17 protein-coding genes are annotated in these 20,944 nt (G+C 70.1%); 12 read left to right on the forward strand and 5 right to left on the reverse strand.

Going from position 1 to position 20,944, the window contains the following annotated elements; genetic code table 11:
• Window positions 1-14: 14 nt before the first annotated feature.
• Complete coding sequence (gene aceE / locus IE177_RS07020; RefSeq protein WP_190013866.1) at window positions 15-2,762, reverse strand: pyruvate dehydrogenase (acetyl-transferring), homodimeric type; 2,748 nt, start codon at window positions 2,760-2,762, stop codon at window positions 15-17.
• 417 nt (window positions 2,763-3,179) lie between these two features.
• Between aceE and IE177_RS07025 the strand changes: the two genes are divergently transcribed.
• The 6 genes from IE177_RS07025 to IE177_RS07050 all read left to right on the forward strand — a co-directional run bounded on the left by IE177_RS07025 (window position 3,180) and on the right by IE177_RS07050 (window position 7,809).
• A complete protein-coding gene (locus IE177_RS07025) occupies window positions 3,180-3,617 on the forward strand; it encodes a DUF3052 domain-containing protein (protein ID WP_190013867.1) in 438 nt (145 codons plus the stop codon).
• A 133-nt stretch (window positions 3,618-3,750) separates the two neighbouring features.
• Window positions 3,751-4,209, forward strand: a complete 459-nt coding sequence (locus tag IE177_RS07030) for a peroxiredoxin (RefSeq protein ID WP_190013868.1) — start codon at window positions 3,751-3,753, stop codon at window positions 4,207-4,209.
• Between the two features lie 140 nt (window positions 4,210-4,349).
• Window positions 4,350-4,925 carry a TerD family protein gene (locus IE177_RS07035; protein WP_190013869.1) on the forward strand — a complete coding sequence of 192 codons (576 nt, stop codon included), beginning with the start codon at window positions 4,350-4,352 and terminating at the stop codon, window positions 4,923-4,925.
• A gap of 106 nt (window positions 4,926-5,031) precedes the next feature.
• Window positions 5,032-5,610: a TerD family protein gene (locus IE177_RS07040; RefSeq protein ID WP_190013870.1), complete on the forward strand. Its 579-nt coding sequence runs from the start codon at window positions 5,032-5,034 to the stop codon at window positions 5,608-5,610.
• Between the two features lie 181 nt (window positions 5,611-5,791).
• Window positions 5,792-6,931, forward strand: a complete 1,140-nt coding sequence (locus tag IE177_RS07045; RefSeq protein ID WP_190013871.1) for a DUF475 domain-containing protein — start codon at window positions 5,792-5,794, stop codon at window positions 6,929-6,931.
• 143 nt (window positions 6,932-7,074) lie between these two features.
• Window positions 7,075-7,809 (forward strand): TerD family protein, encoded by a 735-nt coding sequence (locus IE177_RS07050; RefSeq protein ID WP_190013872.1) that lies wholly within the window; start codon window positions 7,075-7,077, stop codon window positions 7,807-7,809.
• A 72-nt stretch (window positions 7,810-7,881) separates the two neighbouring features.
• Here the strand turns inward: IE177_RS07050 and IE177_RS07055 are convergent, their stop codons facing one another.
• A complete protein-coding gene (locus tag IE177_RS07055) occupies window positions 7,882-8,610 on the reverse strand; it encodes a TerD family protein (RefSeq protein ID WP_190013873.1) in 729 nt (242 codons plus the stop codon).
• 174 nt (window positions 8,611-8,784) lie between these two features.
• Between IE177_RS07055 and IE177_RS07060 the strand changes: the two genes are divergently transcribed.
• Genes IE177_RS07060 through IE177_RS07070 form a run of 3 tightly spaced genes read left to right on the forward strand, consistent with a single transcriptional unit; the run spans window position 8,785 to window position 13,304 of the window.
• Window positions 8,785-9,951 (forward strand): HpcH/HpaI aldolase/citrate lyase family protein, encoded by a 1,167-nt coding sequence (locus tag IE177_RS07060; protein WP_190013874.1) that lies wholly within the window; start codon window positions 8,785-8,787, stop codon window positions 9,949-9,951.
• A gap of 36 nt (window positions 9,952-9,987) precedes the next feature.
• Entirely contained in the window at window positions 9,988-12,480 is a 2,493-nt protein-coding gene (locus IE177_RS07065) for a phosphoribosyltransferase (RefSeq protein WP_190013875.1), read from the forward strand.
• Window positions 12,480-13,304 carry an HAD family hydrolase gene (locus IE177_RS07070; RefSeq protein WP_190013876.1) on the forward strand — a complete coding sequence of 275 codons (825 nt, stop codon included), beginning with the start codon at window positions 12,480-12,482 and terminating at the stop codon, window positions 13,302-13,304. Before IE177_RS07065 ends, IE177_RS07070 begins: the two co-directional genes overlap by 1 nt.
• Window positions 13,305-13,389: 85 nt before the next feature.
• On the opposite strand, the gene IE177_RS07075 is transcribed toward IE177_RS07070, so the two are convergent.
• A complete protein-coding gene (locus tag IE177_RS07075) occupies window positions 13,390-13,620 on the reverse strand; it encodes an FmdB family zinc ribbon protein (RefSeq protein WP_190013877.1) in 231 nt (76 codons plus the stop codon).
• A 175-nt stretch (window positions 13,621-13,795) separates the two neighbouring features.
• Here IE177_RS07075 and IE177_RS07080 point away from each other — a divergent pair, with 175 nt between their 5' ends.
• From IE177_RS07080 to IE177_RS07090, 3 genes are all read left to right on the forward strand, one after another.
• Window positions 13,796-16,063, forward strand: coding sequence for a transglycosylase domain-containing protein (locus IE177_RS07080; protein ID WP_373305040.1), 2,268 nt, complete (start codon window positions 13,796-13,798; stop codon window positions 16,061-16,063).
• Window positions 16,064-16,107: 44 nt separating this feature from the next.
• Window positions 16,108-17,397 carry a polysaccharide deacetylase family protein gene (locus IE177_RS07085; RefSeq protein WP_190013878.1) on the forward strand — a complete coding sequence of 430 codons (1,290 nt, stop codon included), beginning with the start codon at window positions 16,108-16,110 and terminating at the stop codon, window positions 17,395-17,397.
• 177 nt (window positions 17,398-17,574) lie between these two features.
• Window positions 17,575-18,684: an amidase domain-containing protein gene (locus IE177_RS07090; protein ID WP_229815942.1), complete on the forward strand. Its 1,110-nt coding sequence runs from the start codon at window positions 17,575-17,577 to the stop codon at window positions 18,682-18,684.
• 107 nt (window positions 18,685-18,791) lie between these two features.
• On the opposite strand, the gene IE177_RS07095 is transcribed toward IE177_RS07090, so the two are convergent.
• Both IE177_RS07095 and IE177_RS07100 read right to left on the reverse strand, forming a co-directional pair.
• Complete coding sequence (locus IE177_RS07095; protein ID WP_190013880.1) at window positions 18,792-19,385, reverse strand: DUF4383 domain-containing protein; 594 nt, start codon at window positions 19,383-19,385, stop codon at window positions 18,792-18,794.
• Window positions 19,386-19,509: 124 nt separating this feature from the next.
• Window positions 19,510-20,895, reverse strand: coding sequence for a coiled-coil domain-containing protein (locus IE177_RS07100; RefSeq protein WP_190013881.1), 1,386 nt, complete (start codon window positions 20,893-20,895; stop codon window positions 19,510-19,512).
• Window positions 20,896-20,944 lie beyond the last annotated feature (49 nt).

Genomic DNA, 20,944 nt, shown 5'->3' on the forward strand with positions numbered 1-20,944 from the left:
GAAGCGGCGCGGCCTCACGCGTCGCCGCCCGCCGCCCCCGGGTCCGCCGCGGACACGTCCAGCAGCTGGTACCGGTCGATGGCCTGCTTCAGCAGGGACCGGTCGACCTTGCCCTCGCGCGCCAGCTCGGTCAGCACGGCGACCACGATCGACTGGGCGTCGATGTGGAAGAAGCGGCGCGCCGCGCCCCGCGTGTCCGCGAAGCCGAAGCCGTCCGCGCCCAGCGACTGGTAGGTGCCCGGCACCCACCGCGCGATCTGGTCCGGGACCGACCGCATCCAGTCGGACACGGCGACGAACGGGCCCTCGGCCCCGCTGAGCTTGCGCGTCACGAACGGGACCCGCTGCTCCTCCTCCGGGTGCAGCAGGTTGTGCCGCTCGCACTCCACGGCCTCGCGGCGCAGCTCGTTCCAGGAGGTCGCGGACCACACGTCCGCCCTGACGTCCCACTCCTCGGCCAGCATCCGCTGCGCCTCGAGCGCCCACGGGACCGCCACGCCCGACGCCATGATCTGCGCCGGGATCGAACCCGCCGTGCCCTCGCCGATCCGGTGCACGCCCTTGACGATGCCCTCCACGTCCACGTCCGCCGGCTCGGCCGGGTGCTGGATGGGCTCGTTGTAGACGGTCAGGTAGTAGAAGACGTCCTCGCCGTGCGGGTGCTCGGCCGAGCTGCCGTACATGCGGCGCAGGCCGTCCTGGACGATGTGCGCGATCTCGTAGGCGTACGCCGGGTCGTAGGCCACGCACGCCGGGTTGGTCGAGGCGAGCAGCTGGGAGTGGCCGTCCGCGTGCTGCAGACCCTCACCGGTCAGGGTCGTGCGGCCGGCGGTCGCACCCAGTACGAAGCCGCGCGCCAGCTGGTCGGCCATCTGCCAGAACTGGTCGCCGGTGCGCTGGAAACCGAACATCGAGTAGAAGACGTAGACCGGGATCAGCGGCTCGCCGTGCGTGGCGTACGCCGATCCGGCCGCGATCAGCGAGGCCGTGCAGCCCGCCTCGGAGATGCCGTCGTGCAGCATCTGGCCGGTCGGCGACTCCTTGTAGGCGAGCAGCAGGTCGCGGTCGACCGCCTCGTACTGCTGGCCGAGCGGGTTGTAGATCTTCGCGCTCGGGAAGAAGGAGTCCATGCCGAACGTGCGGTACTCGTCCGGCGCGATCAGCACGAACCGCTTGCCCAGCTCCTTGTCCCGCATGAGGTCCTTGAGCAGTCGCACGAACGCCATCGTCGTCGCGATGGACTGCTGCCCGGAACCCTTCTTCACACTCGCGTACACCTTGTCGTCCGGCAGTGCCAGCGGCTCGGAGCGCACGACGCGGGTGGGGACGTAACCGCCCAGCCCCTTGCGCCGGTCGTGCATGTACTGGATCTCCTCGGTGTTCCGGCCCGGGTGGTAGTACGGCGGCAGGCCGGACTCCAGCTCCTTGTCGGAGATCGGCAGGTGCAGGCGGTCCCGGAAGCGCTTGAGGTCGTCGACCGTCAGCTTCTTCATCTGGTGGGTGGCGTTGCGGCCCTCGAAGTTCGGACCCAGCGTCCAGCCCTTGATCGTCTTCGCCAGGATGACCGTCGGCTGGCCCTTGTGCTCCTTGGCCGCCTGGAACGCCGCGTAGATCTTGCGGTGGTCGTGGCCGCCGCGGCCGAGGTGCAGGATCTGGTCGTCGGTCATGTTCTCGACCATCGCGCGCAGCCGGTGGTCGTCGCCGAAGAAGTGCTCGCGGATGTACGCGCCGGACTCGGTGGCGTAGGTCTGGAACTGCCCGTCCGGGGTCGTGTTCATCTTGTTGACGAGGACGCCGTCCCGGTCCTGCGCGAGCAGCGGGTCCCAGGAGCGGTCCCAGATCAGCTTGATCACGTTCCAGCCGGCGCCCCGGAAGACCGACTCCAGCTCCTGGATGATCTTGCCGTTGCCGCGCACAGGGCCGTCGAGCCGCTGGAGGTTGCAGTTGACCACGAAGGTCAGGTTGTCCAGGCCCTCGCGGGCGGCGATGGTCAGCTGGCCGAGCGACTCCACCTCGTCCATCTCGCCGTCGCCGAGGAACGCCCACACGTGCGACCTGGAGGTGTCGGCGATGCCGCGCGCCTCCATGTAGCGGTTCATCCGCGCCTGGTAGATCGCGCCGAGGGGGCCGAGGCCCATGGAAACGGTCGGGAACTCCCAGAAGTCCGGCATGGAGCGCGGGTGCGGGTAGCTGGACAGGGCGTTCGGGTACTTCGACTTCTCCTGCCGGAAGCCGTCCAGCTGGTCCTCGGTGAGCCGGTCGAGCAGGTACGCGCGCGCGTAGATGCCGGGGGAGGCGTGGCCCTGGAAGAAGACCTGGTCGCCGCCGTCGCCCTCGTCCTTGCCGCGGAAGAAGTGGTTGAAGCCGACGTCGTACAGCGAGGCGGAGGAGGCGAACGTGGCGATGTGGCCGCCGACGCCGATGCCGGGGCGCTGGGCGCGCGAGACCATCACGGCCGCGTTCCAGCGGGTCGCGTTCAGGATCCGGCGCTCGATCTCCTCGTTGCCCGGGAAGAACGGCTCGCTCTTGGTCGGGATCGTGTTGACGTAGTCCGTGCTGCGCATCTCGGGCACGGCCACGCGCCTCTCGCGGGCCCGCTCGATCAGACGCAGCATGAGATAGCGGGCCCGCTCGCGGCCGCGCTCGTCGACGGCGGCGTCGAGGGAGTCGAGCCACTCCTGGGTCTCTTCTGGATCGAAGTCAGGAACCTGACTCGGAAGGCCGCCAATGATGATCGGATTGCGATCGGATCCGGAAGCCACGCTGTTCCTTACCTGTCGGAGGGCGCTGTTTCTCGTACCTACTACTCGTGCCTACACCGTTCCCCATCGTGTACCTCGGGAAGACGTCCGTCATCTCTACCGTGGGGTAACCGGGGAACACGACCGGTCGGAACGCAACGATACGCCCGGGATGTGACGAGCTTGGCAAAGTTGTTCGAGAGGCGCCGCTACGGATGATTCCGAACGGAGCAAACCGGGCACATCGGTGTGATGTGGGGTGCGGGGATTCGGGATACGGTGCCAGAGGTTGCGGCGACACGGCCGGGAACGTCACCGTTTCGGCGGTCCCGGCGGCCGGGTACTTGCGCGATCCGCCCCGCACGTGTGGACTACGGCCAATGCTTCGCGCACGCGCGTGGCTCAGATATTCACCAAGACATGATCAGGAGGCAACCCGTGAGCGCGACCGCGGACCACGCGGAGGAGCGGACGAACCCTGCCGCCAGGCTGGGGTTCCAGCCCGGGCAGGTGGTCCAGGAGATCGGCTACGACGACGACGTCGATCAGGAGCTCCGCGAGGCCATTGAGGAAGCCGTCGAAGGCGACCTGATGGATGAGGACTTCGACGACGTGGCCGACGCCGTTGTGCTGTGGTTCCGTGACGACGACGGCGACCTGACGGATGCGCTGGTGGATGCCACCACGTACATCGAGGAGGGCGGGGCGATCCTGCTCCTCACGCCGAAGACAGGCCGTTCGGGGTACGTGGAGCCGAGCGACATCCAGGACGCCGCCACCACGGCCGGCCTGACGGCCTCGAAGAGCGTCAGCGTCGGCAAGGACTGGAGCGGCTCGCGGCTCGCGACGCCGAAGGCGGCCAAGTCCAAGAAGTGACCTTCGTCGTCACCTGCCGGACGGGCCGGTTTTCGCCCGGCCCGTCCGCCGTCCGCCGGTGATCGCTGCGTAGGGTGGAACCGAGCGCCTGCCGCGCTCTGACCCGAACAGCCCACCGAAGGGATGTACGACGATGGCGATCCAGGTCGGCGACAAGGCGCCCGACTTCGAGCTCAAGGACAACCACGGCCGGACCGTGAAGCTCTCGGACTTCCACGGCGAGAAGAACGTCGTCCTGCTCTTCTACCCCTTCGCCTTCACCGGCGTGTGCACCGGCGAGCTGTGCGAGCTGCGCGACAACCTGCCGAAGTTCGCCGACCGCGACACCCAGCTGCTCGCCGTCTCCAACGACTCCGTCCACACCCTGCGCGTCTTCGCCGAGCAGGAGGGCCTCGAGTACCCGCTGCTGAGCGACTTCTGGCCGCACGGCGAGGTCTCGCGCGCGTACGGCGTCCTCGACGAGGACAAGGGCTGCGCCGTCCGGGGCACCTTCGTCATCGACAAGGAGGGTGTCGTGCGGTGGACCGTGGTCAACGGCCTGCCGGACGCCCGCGACCTGAACGAATACGTCAAGGCGCTCGACACCCTGTGATCCGGTCCGCGGACCGACACCCGCGATGCGCCGGGTCCACGGTCTGCGGAGGGCGGGAACCCGTCACTAGGATCGGCACGTTGATCCCATATCCGAAGCACGACGGGGCTCCCCGCCCCTGGACACCACATGGAGGACCCGTGGGAGTCAGCCTCAGCAAGGGCGGCAACGTATCGCTGACGAAGGAGGCCCCGGGCCTGACCGCCGTCATCGTCGGTCTGGGCTGGGACGTGCGCACCACGACCGGCACCGACTTCGACCTCGACGCCAGCGCGCTGCTGCTCAACGACACCGGCAAGGTCGCGAGCGACCAGCACTTCGTCTTCTTCAACAACCTCAAGAGCCCCGACGGCTCGGTCGAGCACACCGGTGACAACATCACCGGTGAGGGCGAGGGCGACGACGAGCAGATCAAGGTCGACCTGGCCGGCGTACCGGCCGACATCGGGAAGATCGTGTTCCCGGTGTCGATCTACGACGCCGAGAACCGCCAGCAGTCCTTCGGCCAGGTCCGCAACGCCTTCATCCGCGTCGTGAACCAGGCCAACCAGCAGGAGATCGCCCGCTACGACCTCAGCGAGGACGCCTCCACCGAGACGGCCATGGTCTTCGGCGAGCTGTACCGGCACGGGGCGGAGTGGAAGTTCCGCGCCATCGGCCAGGGCTACGCCTCCGGCCTGCGCGGCATCGCGCAGGACTTCGGCGTCAACGTCTGATCCCGGCAGGGTTCCGACGCCCTCACTGTCCGGCGCCGCACCGTTTACGGGCGGCGCCGGACGCGCAGGACAACCAAAGAGGCACCACAAGGGGAGGACCACCATCATGGGCGTCACGCTCGCCAAGGGAGGCAACGTCTCCCTCTCCAAGGCCGCACCGAACCTCACCAACGTCATGATCGGGCTCGGCTGGGACGCGAGGTCGACCACCGGCGCCCCCTTCGACCTGGACGCCAGCGCGCTGCTGTGCGGCGGCACCAACAGGGTGCTGGGCGACGAGTACTTCGTGTTCTACAACCAGCTCACCAGCCCCGAAGGCTCGGTCGAGCACACGGGCGACAACCTCACCGGTGAGGGCGAGGGCGACGACGAGTCCATCCTGGTGGATCTCGCCAAGGTGCCGCAGCACTGCGAGAAGATCACCTTCCCGGTCTCGATCCACATGGCGGACGAGCGCGGACAGACCTTCGGCCAGGTCTCCAACGCCTTCATCCGCGTGGTCAACCAGGCCGACGGCCAGGAGCTGGCCCGCTACGACCTGAGCGAGGACGCCTCCACCGAGACCGCGATGATCTTCGGCGAGCTGTACCGGTATCAGGGCGAATGGAAGTTCCGGGCCGTCGGACAGGGGTACGCGTCGGGTCTGCGGGGCATCGCCCTCGACTTCGGGGTGAACGTCTCCTAGCCGGCCCCCACAGGGGCCCGCGCACTGTGGCTTTTCCTCGGGGGGTTGCCCTGACCGGTACCGCCGGTAGGGTGCCCGTCTAGACTCGTGGTCAATATTTAGCAAAGCCGAGTACGGCGCGGGGGAGACCCTCCCCCAGACTTCGTCTGGGAGGTGCCCCCAACACACGATTGGGTAGCCAGTGCTTCTGAAAACGTTCGGCTGGTCGTTCGCGGTCACCGCGCTCGGTCTGGTCGCGGCGGCGTTCTACGGGGGGTGGACCGCCTTCGGCATCGTGGCGATCCTCGCCGTCCTGGAGATCTCGCTGTCCTTCGACAACGCGGTCGTGAACGCCGGGATCCTGAAGAAGATGAACGCCTTCTGGCAGAAGATCTTCCTCACGGTCGGCGTCCTGATCGCGGTCTTCGGCATGCGGCTGGTCTTCCCCGTCGTCATCGTCGCCATCAGCGCCAAGATGGGTCCGATCGAGGCCGTCGACCTCGCGCTGAACAACAAGGACCGCTACCAGCAGCTGGTCACCGACGCCCACCCGGCCATCGCCGCCTTCGGTGGCATGTTCCTGCTGATGATCTTCCTCGACTTCATCTTCGAGGACCGGGACATCCAGTGGCTGCGCTGGATCGAGCGGCCCCTGGCCAAGCTCGGCAAGGTCGACATGCTGTCGGTCTGCATCGCCCTGATCGTCCTGCTGATCACCTCCTTCACCTTCGCCACCCACGCCCACCAGCACGGCGGCGCCCACGTCGACAAGGCGCAGACGGTACTGATCGCCGGCATCGCCGGCCTGATCACCTACATGGTCGTCGGCGGTCTGTCCGGCTACTTCGAGGACAAGCTGGAGGAAGAGGAGGAGCGCGAGCACGAGGAGGAGGAAGAGGCCGCCCGCACCGGCAAGAAGCGTTCGCCGGTCGTCCTGGCCGGCCAGGCCGCGTTCTTCATGTTCCTCTACCTGGAGGTCCTGGACGCGTCCTTCTCCTTCGACGGTGTGATCGGCGCCTTCGCCATCACCAACGACATCGTCCTGATGGCCCTCGGCCTCGGCATCGGCGCCATGTACGTCCGGTCGCTCACCGTCTACCTGGTCCGCCAGGGCACCCTCGACGACTACGTCTACCTGGAGCACGGCGCCCACTACGCCATCGGCGCCCTGGCCGTGATCCTCATGGTCACCATCCAGTACGAGATCAACGAGGTCGTCACCGGTCTCGTCGGCGTCGTCCTGATCGCCTGGTCCTTCTGGTCCTCCGTACGGCGCAACCGCGCCCTCGCGGCCGAGGGAGAGGGCACCGGCGAGAAGGCCGAGGTCTCCTCGGGGGTCTGACCCGGTCCGTACCCGGATCCCCCTACGGGACAGATCCGGGGCGTGACGGGGTGTGACACCCTCTCGCTCGAGGAACGCTTCGATCGGGGCGGCCGGCGCGGGCCGGCCGCCCCGACTCGTGAACGATCACCTGGGGGCGGGACATGGGATTCCTCGACGGGCTGCTGGGCGGGCGCGCCGCCGACTTCGACTCGGGCAACGCCTCGACCAACGCCATCGAACTCACCAGGCGGCACCAGGCGGTGTCGCTGACCAAACAGGACGCGGCCACCGGCCATCTGCGCGTCAACCTCACCTGGCGAATGCGGACCTCCGACTTCGGGGCCCGGCGCACCAGCCTGCTGCGGGACCCCTTCAAGGCCCTGAGGCCGCCGGAGGTGCTCGGCCACGGGCAGAGCATGGTCAACGTCGACCTGGACCTGGGTTGTCTGTACGAGCTGACCGACGGCACGAAGGGAGTCGTCCAGCCGCTCGGCGGCTACCTGGGCGACGTCAACGCACCGCCGTACATCAAGCTCAGCGGCGACGACCGCTTCGGCTCCGGTTCGGGCGAGACCATGTACGTCAACCTCGACCACCGGGAGGCCATCAAACGGCTGCTGGTGTTCGTCTACATCTACGACCAGACCCCCGCCTTCGACCGCACCCACGCCATCGTCACGCTCTACCCGAGCAACGGCCCGCGCATCGAGATAGGCCTCGACGAACGCCACCCCCAGGCCCGCTCCTGCGCGGTGGTGATGATCGAGAACGTCAAGGACGAACTGATCGTCCGCCGCGAGGTCAAGTTCGTCTACGGCTTCCAGGGCGAACTGGACCGCCTGTACGGCTGGGGCCTGCAGTGGGGGAGGGGCTACAAGACCAAGGTCGACAGATAGACGCGTCGGAGGCCGGCGCCACGGGGGGAGGGGCGGTCCCGACGCGCCGCCCCGGCTCTCGGGCGAAGGCTCCTACCGTCCGACGAACTGGGGCCCCTGCGGAGGCAGCCTGAAATCCGGGTCGAGCGCCGCGGGCACAGGCACGGGCTGCGGGTACCCGTAGGACGGCTGACCGCCCCCCTGGGGGTACCCGTACGTCGGCTGCTCCGCAGGCAGCGGCTGGGACGCGGCCTCCGGCACCGCCCGCTCCTCCGGCTCCGACTCGTCCACCGAGATGCCGAAGTCCGTGGCGAGGCCCTTCAGGCCGTTGGAGTAGCCCTCGCCCAGCGCCCGGAACTTCCAGGCCTCACCGCGCCGGTACAGCTCACCGCAGATCATCGCCGTCTCTGCCCCGGTCTCCGGCTTGATGTCGAACCGGGCCAGCGGCTCCCCGTCGGCCACGGCGGCGTCGTACAGCACGATGCCCAGCCCCGGCACCCGGTCGAAGGGGAGGCCGTCCGCCGAGGCCACCAGCAGGACGCGGCCGACGCCCTGCTCCAGGCCGGCGAGGTCTGTCTGGATCGTGTCCGTCAGCCCGTCGGCGACGCGCTTCTTGCCCAGCCGCCACACCTTCCCGGTGGGGTGCCGGGGCTGGTTGTAGAAGACGAAGTCCTCGTCGGAGCGCACACGGCCGTCGGAGCCCAGCAACAGCGCCGAGGCGTCCACGTCAGGCACCCCCTGGCCGGGAGTCCAGCGCAGCACGGCCCGCACCGTGGCGGCGTCCAGCGGGACGTTCGACCCCTTCAGCATCGCGTGCGTCATGCGGTCATCCTGCCTTCTCCGTCCTGGTCACGACAATGCGGGGTACGCGTAGCGACAGGGACGGGTCACCGGAAATTCACACCCGCGGGGAACCCCCGACATGCGTCCCTACGTACTATTACCGGCCACCCTTTACCGAATCCACAGGATCGGCCCGCGCACCGAGGGAGTCCTATGCGTCATTTCGGGCACATCGCCCCAGAGGTGCGCCGGCGCCTCTTCCACCAGGAGCCGTGCGCGTTCACCGCCGACTCCCCGCCCCGGCTGCTCGCCGCGGCCCTGGGCGCCACGCTCTACAGCCCGGCCACCCGGCCGCGGCTCGCCGACGACATCGTCAAGCAGGCCGCGAACGGCGTGGTCTCGATGGTGCTGTGCCTGGAGGACTCGATCGACGACGCGGACGTCGCGGCGGGCGAGGAGAACCTCGTCCGCCAGTTCGCCGACCTCGCCGCCCGCCCCGGCCTGGAGCCGCCCCTGCTGTTCGTCCGGGTGCGCGCCCCCGGCCAGATCCCCGACCTCGTACGACGGCTCGGCCCGGCCGTGCGGCTGCTGTCCGGCTTCGTGCTGCCCAAGTTCACCGAGGAACGCGGCATCCCCTTCCTGGAGGCCCTGACCGCCGCCGAGACGGCGAGCGGACGCCGGCTCTTCGCCATGCCGGTGCTCGAGTCCCCGGAGCTGCTCTACCGCGAGAGCCGGGTGGACACCCTGGAGGGCATCTCCCGCGCCGTCGGCAAGTACCGCGACCGGGTCCTCGCCCTGCGCCTGGGCGTCACCGACTTCTGCTCCTCCTACGGCCTGCGCCGCGCCCCCGACATGACCGCCTACGACGTCCAGGTCGTCGCCTCCGTCATCGCCGACGTCGTGAACATGCTCGGCCGGGCCGACGGCACCGGGTTCACCGTCACCGGACCCGTGTGGGAGTACTTCCGCGCCTCCGAGCGCATGTTCAAGCCACAGCTCAGGCAGAGCCCCTTCCTGGAGGTGCAGGCCGCCGAGCTGCGCACACGGCTCATCGAGCACGCCATGGACGGACTGCTGCGGGAGATCTCCCTCGACCAGGCCAACGGCCTGCTCGGCAAGACCTGCATCCACCCGTCCCACGTCCTGCCCGTCCACGCGCTGTCCGTGGTCAGCCACGAGGAGTACAGCGACGCGGCGGACATCCTGAGGCCGGAACGCGGCGGCGGGGGTGTACTCCGGTCGGCCTACACGAACAAGATGAACGAGGTGAAGCCGCACCGCGCCTGGGCCGAGCGGACCCTGCTGCGCGCCGAGCTCTTCGGCGTCGCCAAGGAGGACGTCGGCTTCGTGGAGCTGCTCGCCGCCGGGATACCCGGCTGACGCCGCCGGAACATCCGGCCGACAATCAAGGAACGCATGAAGAACGCAGTGAACGACGGGGTCTGGTCCGGCAGCTGGGTCGCCGAGCGACTCGGTGTCGAACTCGTGGGCGACGACGGGCTGCCGGCCCTGCTCGGGCTCGCGCTGCGCCGCAACCCCAAGCGGGCCCACCTGCTGGTCTCCCACGTGCTCGGCAAGCACGTCCCGCAGTCGCCGTCCGTCGTCTACGGCCACGGATTCCGCCTGGGCCGCCGGGTCGCCGCGCTGCTCGGCGAGGCGGAGACCGGCTCCGCCGTCGTCCTCGGCTACGCCGAGACCGCGACGGGACTGGGCCACGCGGTCGCCGACGGCCTCGGCCGGGCCCCGTACCTGCACTCCACGCGCCGCCCGGTCCCCGGCGTCGCCCCCGCGGGCGGCTTCGAGGAGTCCCACTCCCACGCCACGTCGCACCTGCTGCTGCCGGAAGACCCCGCCCTGCTGGCCGGCGACGGCCCGCTGGTCCTGGTCGACGACGAGTTCTCCACCGGCAACACGGTCCTGAACACCATCCGTGACCTGCACGAACGCCACCCACGCCGACGGTATGCGGTGGTCGCCCTGGTCGACATGCGCTCGCCCGAGGACACTGCCCGCCTGCGACGGTTCGCGGACGGCATCGGCGCACGGGTGGACGTGATCGCCACGGCCTCCGGGACGGTGCGGCTGCCGGACGGCGTCCTGGACAGGGGACAGGAACTGGTCGCGCGGCACACGACCGCCGACCGCGAGCCCGGGCCGGCCGACGAGCGCCCCGAGTCCCCGGCCGCGCTCGCCCCGGGCTCCCGGCCCGGGCACGTCACCCGGGTCGACCTGCACTGGCCCCACGGCCTCCCCGACGGCGGCCGGCACGGCTTCACACCCGCCCACCGGGCCCGCCTGGAGGCCGCCTTGCCGGCCATGGCCGACCGCGTCGCCGACGCCCTGCCCGCCGGCGCCCGCCGCGTCCTCGTCCTCGGCTCCGAGGAGCTGATGTACGCCCCGCTGCGCCTCGCCCACCGGCTGGAGCAGACCACGGACGCCGAGGTGCGCTTCTCCACCACCACCCGCTCACCCGTCCTCGCCGTCGACGATCCCGGCTACGCGATACGCACCCGCCTGGTCTTCCCCGCCCACGACGACCCGGCCGACGGTCCCGGCGAGCGCTACGCCTACAACGTCGCGGGCGCCGGCTTCGACACCGTCGTCGCCGTCGTCGACTCCGCCGGCGACACCCCCGCCCTGCACGCCCCCGACGGCCTGCTGGCCCGCCTCGCGGGCCACGCCCCGCACGTCCTGCTCGCGGTCGTGCCCTCCTACGTCCCCGAGTACCGGCACGCTCCAGAAAGGCAGGCCATGCCGCCCGAGCCCCTCCGCGGTCCCGCATTCTCCTCGTACGCGCCCGAGGAGGTCGGCTGGCTGCTGCAGGACCTCTCCGACGTCACCCTGGAGGCGCCGACCGAGGAACGCGAGGAGGCCATCCAGAGCGGCGGCGCGCACTACGCCGAGTCGCTGCCCGTGGAGTACCAGCCCAGCGAGCAGTACCAGCGGCTGTTCCACTCGGCCCTCGAGACCTCCGCCGCCCGCATCGCCCGGGCCGTCGGCGTCGTCACCGAGACCGTCGTCACCGAGCGGTCACCCCGCCCGGTGCTCGTCTCCCTCGCCCGCGCCGGCACCCCGGTCGGCGTCCTCATGCGCCGCTGGGCCCAGTACCGGCACGGCCTCGAGCTCCCGCACTACGCCGTCTCCATCGTGCGCGGCCGGGGCATCGACGCGACCGCGCTGCGCTGGCTGGCCGCCCACCACGATCCCCGGGACGTCGTCTTCGTCGACGGCTGGACCGGCAAGGGCGCCATCACCCGCGAACTCGCCCAGGCCATCGAGGAGTTCGAGGCAAGGGAGGGCATCACCGGCTTCGACCCGGAGATCGCCGTGCTGGCCGACCCGGGCTCCTGCGTGCGCACCTACGGCACCCGCGAGGACTTCCTCATCCCCTCCGCCTGCCTCAACTCGACCGTCTCCGGGCTGATCTCCCGCACGGTCCTGCGCGCCGACCTGGTCGGCCCGGACGACTTCCACGGCGCCAAGTTCTACCGCGAACTCGCCGGGGCCGACGTCTCCGCGGCCTTCCTCGACGCCGTCTCCGCCCGCTTCCCCGAGGTCGCCGACTCCGTCGACACGGCGGTCAAGGAGCTGATGGCCGGGGACCGCACCCCGACCTGGGCCGGCTGGCGCGCCGTCGAGCGGATCAGCGAGGAGTACGGCATCCACGACGTGAACCTCGTCAAGCCCGGTGTCGGTGAGACCACCCGGGTCCTGCTGCGCCGGGTGCCGTGGAAGATCCTGGCCCGCGCGGGTGCCGGCGCCGACCTGGACCACGTACGCCTGCTCGCCGGGCAGCGGGGCGTGCCGGTCGAGGAGGTCGCGGACCTCCCCTACACCTGTGTCGGGCTGATCCACCCCCGGTACACGCGGGGCGCCACGGGCGCCGACGGCCGGGCGGTGAACGTCTGATGCCGGTGCTGGTGGCGAGCGACCTCGACCGTACGCTGATCTACTCCTCGGCGGCCCTCGCGCTGACCATGCCCGACGCGCGGGCACCCCGGCTGCTGTGCGTGGAGGTGCACGAGGCCAGGCCGCTGTCCTTCCTGACGGAGACCGCGGCCGGGCTGCTGACCGACCTCGGCGACGCGGCCGTGTTCGTACCGACCACGACCCGGACCCGCAAGCAGTACCAGCGCATCAGCCTGCCCGGTCCGCCGCCCAAGTACGCGATCTGCGCCAACGGCGGCCACCTGCTGGTCGACGGGGTCACCGACGCCGGCTGGCACGCGGGCGTGCAGGCGCGGCTCGCCGACGAGTGCGCCCCGCTGGACGAGGTCCGCGAGCACCTGCTCAGATCCGCCGACCCGGTCTGGGTGCGCAAGCACCGGGTCGCCGAGGACCTGTTCGCCTACCTCGTCGTGGAGCGCGAGCTGCTGCCCGAGGAGTGGGTCAAGGAACTGGCGGTGTGGGCGGAGAACCGCGGCTGGACGGTCTCCCTGCAGGGCCGCAAGATCTACGCCGTCCCCAAGCCGCTCACCAAGAGCGCCGCCGTCCGCGAGGTCGCCCGCCGCACCGGCGCGGAGCTGACGCTGGCCGCCGGGGACTCCCTCCTCGACGCCGACCTGCTCCTCGCCGCCGACCGGGGCTGGCGCCCCGGCCACGGCGAACTGGCCGACACCGGCTGGACGGCCCCGGCGATCACCGCGCTCCCGGAACGGGGAGTGCTCGCCGGGGAGCGCATCCTGCGCGAGTTCCTCCGGGCCGCCCGGACACGGGACGCGGGGGCGGACTAGGGTCTTTCTTCCGGATCAGGCCGGCTCCGGTCGACGGCAACTTCCGACCGACCCCGCGACGCCGGCAAGATCCGAAAGAGAGGCCCTAGCCGCAGCAGCCCCCGCCGCAGCACCCGCCGCCTCCGCCGCCGCCCGCGGCGCCGGGGGCCGCGGCCGGGGCGGCGCCGGCACGGCCGCCGACGGCCACCGTCGACAGCAGCTTCACCGTGTCGTCGTGGCCCGCCGGGCAGGCGGCGGGGGCTGCGGACTCCGCCATGGGGCGGCTCAGTTCGAAGGTGTCGCCGCAGGTCCGGCAGCGATACTCATAGCGAGGCATGGGGGTCAGATTAGCCGCCGGGAGCCCGGGACCGGTGGCTCAATGTTTCATGAGTGTTGCAATTCATCCGACGCCTGTGCGGAGGATTCGAAAATATCGCTGATAACTTGTGAACGCCGTTGCGAGGATGCTCAGCTCACCCGCGCGAGCAAGATCGAGTGGGGAGGGAGACGCGTTGACCGATGCGTCGAAGGGGGAGGACGGTCCCGAGAACAGGGACGGTCGTGACGAGGGGGCGTTCGACGCCGACGAGACCCTCTTCCTCAGAGTGGGCGTTCCGAGAGCGGACGAGACCATGCAACTGCGCGTGCCTCCGCCGCCGGCGAAGCCGCAGTCGCCGGAGCCGGGGGAGTCGCAGGCCGGCGTCGGACGGGCCGAGCGGCGGCGCAGCGCGCGCCCCACGGCCAAGGAGCGTGCCGCGGCCCTCCCGGCCGCCCTGCGCGCCCTGTCGGCCCGCCTGCGCCCACTGCTCGCACCCCTGGAGCCGTATGCCCGCAGGGTGGCGCCCTACGCGCGCCGCCTCAAGCCGGTCTACCCGCGCCCGGGCCGCACCGGCTGGCGGCGCTGGATACCGTCCTGGCGGCAGTGGCTCGGCGGCGTCCTGACCTCCTTCGGGCTGCTCTGCGCCTTCCTCTACACCGCCTACGCGCTCACCGACATACCGAGCAACCTGAACACGTACGCCACGCAGCAGGACAACGTCTACTTCTGGTCCGACGGCACACCCATGGCCCGCACCGGCTGGGTCCAGCGGCAGGCGATGCCGCTGGACGAGATACCCGAGGACGTCCGATGGGCGGTGCTCGCCGCGGAGAACGAGAACTTCTACTCGGATCCGGGCATTTCCGTCAAGGGCATCACCCGGGCGCTGTTCCGCACGGTGGGCGAGGGGGACACCGAGGGTGGCTCCACGATCACGCAGCAGTACGTGAAGAACGTTTATCTCACGCAGAACAGAACCATCACCCGCAAATTCACCGAGGCGATGATCTCCCTCAAGCTCGACAACAAGATGAGCAAGGACAAGATCCTCGAGGGTTATCTCAACACCAGCTGGTTCGGCCGCGGCACCTACGGAATCCAGCGCGCCGCCCAGGCCTACTACGGCAAGGACGTCAGCAGGCTCAACGCCTCCGAGGCCGCCATGCTCGCCTCGCTGCTCAAGGGCGCCGGGCTCTACGACCCCACCCTCAACGCCGCCAACCACAAGCGGGCCGTGGAGCGCTGGTCCTGGATCCTCGACCGCATGGTCAAGATCGGCAAGCTGTCGCCCCAGGAACGGGCCCGGTACAAGACCTTCCCGGAGCCGCTGAAGAGCAACCCGCTCTACGACACCGGTGAGCAGAGCGACTACCTGGTCGAACTCGCCTCGCAGTACGCCAAGAAGTCCGCCCACCTGACCGACCAGCAGTTCGACCTGGGCGGCTACCAGATCTACACGACCTTCGACCGCAAGCGGGAGAAGGCCCTCACCCGCGCCGTCGCCGAGGCCCGCAAGCAGGCGAAGCGGGACAACCCGAAGGCCGCGAAGAACGGGCACTACGGAGCCGCGTCCGTCGCCACCGACGGCCGGATCCTCGCCGTCTACGGCGGCCCCGACCACCGCAGACAGGGCTACAACGAATCCAACGCCACCACCGTCCCGGCCGGCAGCGCCTTCCTGCCGTTCGTCTACGCGGCAGGGCTCGAACACGGCGTCCACAAGACGCGCGGCGGCCCCGCCACCCCGGTCACCCCGGACAGCGTCTACAACGGCGACGACGGCGTGCCCGTCACCACCCCGGAAGGCCCCTACTGGGACCGCAGCGGCAAGAAGGTCGCCGCACACAACGACGACGGCAGGTCCTACGGGCAGATCTCCCTGCGCCAGGCGCTCGCCCAGTCGGTGAACACACCGTTCATGCAGCTCGGCATGGACACCGGCCTGGAGAAGGTCCGCCGGACAGCCGAGGCGTCCGGGCTGCTGCCCTCCAGCATCGGCCCCCAGGTGCCCACGCTGTCCCTGGGCAACTCCACGCCCAGCGCCATCCGGATGGCCAGCGGCTACGCCACCTTCGCCGCCGGCGGCACCCACACCGAGCCCTACTCCGTGCGCCGCATCACACGCAACGGCTCCCCGGTCCCGCTGACCACCCCGCACGCCAAGCGCGCCGTCGGCGCCCCGGTCGCCCAGCAGGTCAGCGACGCCCTCGGCGACTCCTTCCGCGCCGGGCACCCGGACACGGCCGCCGCCGAGCCCGGGGCGACCGGGAAGGCGGGCACCAACGAGAAGGACACCGCCGCCTGGTACGCGGGCACGGCCGACTCCGTCTCCACGGCGGTCGTCGTCTACCGGATCGACCTGGCCAAGTCCCTGGAGCCGCTGCCGCTCGACGGACTGGCCGGAACCGCCGCCAACAATGTGCCGTACAACCTCTGGTCGGCCGCGACGGGTCTTGGCTGACAGCCGACCCGAACCCCCCTCACCCCCCGGAGAATGAGCCGCGCATGTCCAGCAAGAAGCCGTCGGGCCGCCGCCGGGCCACCACTCGCCGCCGTGTCCCCACCGCCACCCGCCCACAGGCCCTGACCCTCGCCGCCTTCCTCGTCGTGGCCTCCCTGCTGGCCGGATACCTGGCGCTCAGCCGCCCCGACGACACCACACCGGCGGGCTCCGCCGGCAAGAAGCCCGCCGCCGCCCCGAAACCCGCCCGGACACCCGAGTGGGACGGCAGGACCCGTGTCATCGGCGACGGCTCCACCTCCTACACCGGCCCCCAGAAGGGGCAGTTGAAGCCCGAGCCGCTCAAACCGGGTGAGAAGCCGCCCCAGTTCGTCGTCTTCTCCTGGGACGGCGCGCTGGAGGGCAGCGACCACCTCTTCTCGCACTACCGGGAACTGGCCAAGCAGTACGACGCCCACATGACCTTCTTCCTCACCGGCATCTACCTGCTGCCCAAGACCAAGAAGAGCATGTACCACGGACCGATGCACTCGGCCGGCGACGCCGCCATCGACTACGCCACCGACGACCACATCCGCACCACGCTCCAGCAGCTCACCAAGGCCTACGACGACGGCAACGAGATCGGCACCCACTTCAACGGCCACTTCTGCGACGCCAAGGGTGGCGGCGACTGGAGCGTCGAGCAGTGGAAGAGCGAGATCGACCAGTTCTTCTCCTTCGTGCAGCACTGGAAGACCAACACCGGCTTCAAGGACCTCCCGCCGCTGCCCTTCGACGTCAAGAAGGAGGTCGTCGGCGGCCGCGCGCCCTGCCTGGAGGGCCAGCCCAACCTGCTCAAGGCCATCAAGAGCTACGGATGGCGCTACGACGCCAGTTCCCCGGGCGACTTCCAGATATGGCCCAAGAAGAAGAACGGCATATGGGACTTCCCGCTCCAGATGCTGCCGTACGAGAACGGCAAGTACCAGGGCCTGTCCATGGACTTCAACTTCCTCTACAACCAGTCCGAGGGCGAGACCCAGGGAGACCCGGCCAAGTTCCCCGAATGGGAACAGCAGACCGTCGACTCCTACATGGCCGGCTTCAACCGCGTCTACTACGGCAGCCGCGCACCGCTGTTCGTCGGCAACCACTTCGAGGACTGGAACGGCGGCATCTACATGAAGTCCATCGACCAGGTCGTCAAGAACGTCTGCACCAAGAAGGGCGTGAAGTGCGTGTCCTTCAAGGAACTCACCGACTGGCTCGACGTACAGAAGCCGCAGACCCTGACAGCACTGCGCACCCTCGACCCCGCCCAGTCCCCCGACTGGTCCACCGTCGTCAAGTGACGTTCGCATTCTGAAGGTTCCACTTGTGCAACCCCCTTCACATCCGGTGCACACCGCATGCGAAGATGCGCCCTACCCCCGGTAGGAGTACCGGAGTGAAGGGGAACATCATTGAAATCGAGAAGACTGAGCCGTAAGCGGCGCCGCGCCTCCATAGTCACCGTCGCCGCCGCCTCGGTGGTCGCCGGTGTGGCACTGGTGCCCAACTGGAGTGCGGGCGCCGCGGTGACCGACGACCCGACGGTGGACGCCAAGACCAAGGCGACCTTCCAGCGACTGGCCGACGCCGTGTTCACCGACCGCACCCAGGCCCTGGTGGACGGCGCCGGCAAGACCAGGACCCGCCACACCGCCCGGTTCTCCGGGTCCGTGCGGATGTCCGGCGGGCAGACCGACCAGCAGGACTCCGCCCTCGGGCAGCTGCGCGACCGGCGTGCCGTCCTCGCCAAGCTCGGCGAGAAGTACAGCCAGGGCAGCACCAAGGTCAGCCTGGACGCCACCCAGGTCAACGGCCGGAAGGCCAAGGTCGCGGTCACCGAGACGACCACGCTCACCTACCAGCGCCCGGTGTCCAAGGACCAGAAGACCACCGGCTTCCAGGCGCACCACGAGCTGACCTTCAAGGCGGACCGTACGGGCGACTGGCAGCTGACCGGCATCCGCGACACCGACGACGGCTACCTCGCCGTCAACCAGGTCGCCAAGCCGTCCGTGGCCACCGTCAAGACCGCCGACGACGGCCCGCCCGCCGCCGCCCGCGCGGCCACCAGCTGGCCCGCGCCGGCCAAGCCGAAGAACTTCTCCGGCACCGGCTACGACTACCAGGCCATGGCCACCTACGCGGCCAAGTACTGGAAGAACTACAACCCGGCCTACCCCGACTTCAACGGTCAGGGCGCCGGCGGCGACTGCACCAACTTCGTCAGCCAGGCTCTCAAGGCCGGCGGCTGGAAGCACGTGCCCGGCTACACGTACGACTGGCACAAGTGGTTCGGCACCGCCGACATCCAGTCGGACTCCTTCGTCGGCGTGAACGAGTTCTCCTGGTTCGCCCTGTCCTCCAAGCGGGTCACCAGCCTCGCCAACGTCTACCAGCTCGACGTCGGTGACGTCCTGCAGATGGACTTCAACCGGGACGGGTCCAAGGACCACTCGATGATCGTCACCTACCGCGACCGCTCGGGCGTGCCGTACGTGACGTACCACTCCACCAACACCTACAACAGGTCGGTGGCCAGCCTAGTCGCGTCGTACCCGACCGCGGCGTTCTACGCCTACCGCACCTGACCCGGCCGCCGGTGCGCCCCACGCGCCGGCGACCGACCGCACGACCGGCTCGCCCGGGACGCCGACAACGGTGTCCCGGGCGAGCCGCCCTGCGAGGAGGACCGGGATCACTCCCGTCCGCGCGTGTCCTTCGCGCCCGGCAGCGGCATGGTCACCGGCGGCACACCCGTCCGGTGCTCGTCCCCCGGGGGCTCGGTGCCCGCATCGGGATGACGGGCCCGCCAGTACGGGTTGTCGTGCGGCAGGGTGGAACCGACCCGGCCGTACATGCCGAAGGTCATCAGCAGCAGCCCCACGACGAAGCTGAACAGCACGTTCTGCATCTTGAACGCCAGGAAGTTGTTCGGGGTGTCCAGCAGGGCCAGGAACAGGAAGCCGTTCAGCAGGAACAGCACCCCGAGAACCATGTTCAGCGTCGACGCGATGTTGCCGCCGATCACCATGCCGACCAGCAGCAGCAGACCGATGCAGATCGACAGCACGCTGAGCGTGCCGTTGGTGTTCAGCCCGGTGACGGTGTCACCACCGGTGTCGAAGAAGCCGATGTGGTCGATCAGGCCCAGGATGCCGAAAACGACGAGGAACGCGCCGATCAGGCCCGCACCGATCCGGTAGATCCTGTTCAGCCGGTGGTCGACGGGCAGGTGCTCGTCGAAGTCGATCCGCCGCCGCGGACGCGTGTGCACTGAGTGTGTGGCCATATCCGCCTCCCTCGGGCGCTGGGGGCCCGCCTGCCGGATCCCGACCCTGGAGGCAGACCCGAGCGGAGGCCATCCGTCCACTTCAATATCCGCCCGCCCGCCCACACCCGGCAACACGCGCGGCTCAGTGCCCGGTGCCGCGCTCCTCACGGATCTGCGCCACCACCCGCGCCACCGCCTGACGCACCGCGTCCGTCTCGGTCAGGAAATGCCAGTAGTCGGGGTGACGGCCCTCCAACGTGCCGATCGCCCGCTCCAGCCGGCCCACCGCGTCGTCCAGCGGCCGCGCGTGCCGCGGATCGGGGGTCGTGCGCCCCGTCATGGCCAGCCGCTGGGCGTCCCGGATCGCGAACCGGGTGCGCTCGACCTCCGCCTGTGGATCCTTCTGCACGGCGTTCAGCCGCCGCAGCCGCTCCCCTGCGGCCGACACGGACTCGTCGGTGGCGTTCAGCAGGGCCCGCACGGTCGACAGCAGCGAGGTCGCGTCCGGCCAGTGCTGGGCGTCCCGGGCCGACTGCGCCTCGCGCAGCTTCAGCTCGGCCTGCCGCACGTTCTCCGCGGCCAGCTCCGGCACCTGCTGCAGGTCCTGCCAGCACGCGGCCGCGAACCGGCGCCGCAGCTCGCTGAGCACCGGGTCGACCTGACCGGCCCGGGTGGTCAGCGCCTGCGCCCTGGTCCGCAGGGACACCAACCGGTGGTCGATCTCCGCGGCCTTCTCCGGCAGCCGCTCGGCCTCGGCCCGGATCGCCCCGGCCTCCCGCTGCACCCGCTCGGCCCGCTCCAGCGTCGGCGCGACACCGTGCTGCCCGGCACCCTGGTTCAGCCGGGTCAGCTCCGGCGACAGGGCCGCCAGCCGCGCGGCCAGAGCGTCGGCCCGCAACCCCTTCTCCCGTACGGCGTCCAGGGCGTTGCTCGCGGCCAGCAGCGACTGCCGGGCCCGCTCCACCGCGGGCGCCAGCCGGGCCAGCCGGGTCTCGGCGTCGCCGAGCAGCGGCCCGAGGGAGCCGCCGAAGCGGTCCAGCTCCCGCTTGACCCGCTCCAGCTCGTCCCTGGCCGAGGTCAGCTCCGAACGCGCCCGGGCGGCGGCCGACGCCTCCAGGCCGTCCCGGTCGAGGTCGTGGGCGTCGACGGCCTGGATGTAGCGCCGGCTGGCCTCGTCGATCCGGAGCCCGAGCGCCTCGAAGTCGGCCACGGCGCGCCGGGCGGCGGGGGAGTCGTCGACGGCCGTGATGGTCTCGATGGAGATCCGCAGGTCCCGCTGGGCGGTGTCCAGTTCGTAGAACGCGGCCGCCGCGGCGTCCTTCGCGGCCTGCGCCTCGGCCCGCTGCCCCTCCGACCGCCCCCCGAACCAGCGCCGGGTACCCCCACCGGCGAACGCGGCGGACACCCCGATCGCGGCCAGCACCGGCAGGCTCACGAGGGTGAGGACGTCCCGCAGGCCCGAGGGCCCCCGTGCGGGCGACGACGGCGGGTACGGCTGCTTCACTGGCGTGCCCGGTGTCGCCGTCACATCCCTCTCCCGTGCTGTGCTTCCCCCTGGTGGTGTCATTCTCCCACCG

Origin of the sequence: Streptomyces lucensis JCM 4490 (genome assembly GCF_014650035.1) — a bacterium.
Taxonomy (GTDB): Bacteria; Actinomycetota; Actinomycetes; order Streptomycetales; family Streptomycetaceae; genus Streptomyces; species Streptomyces lucensis.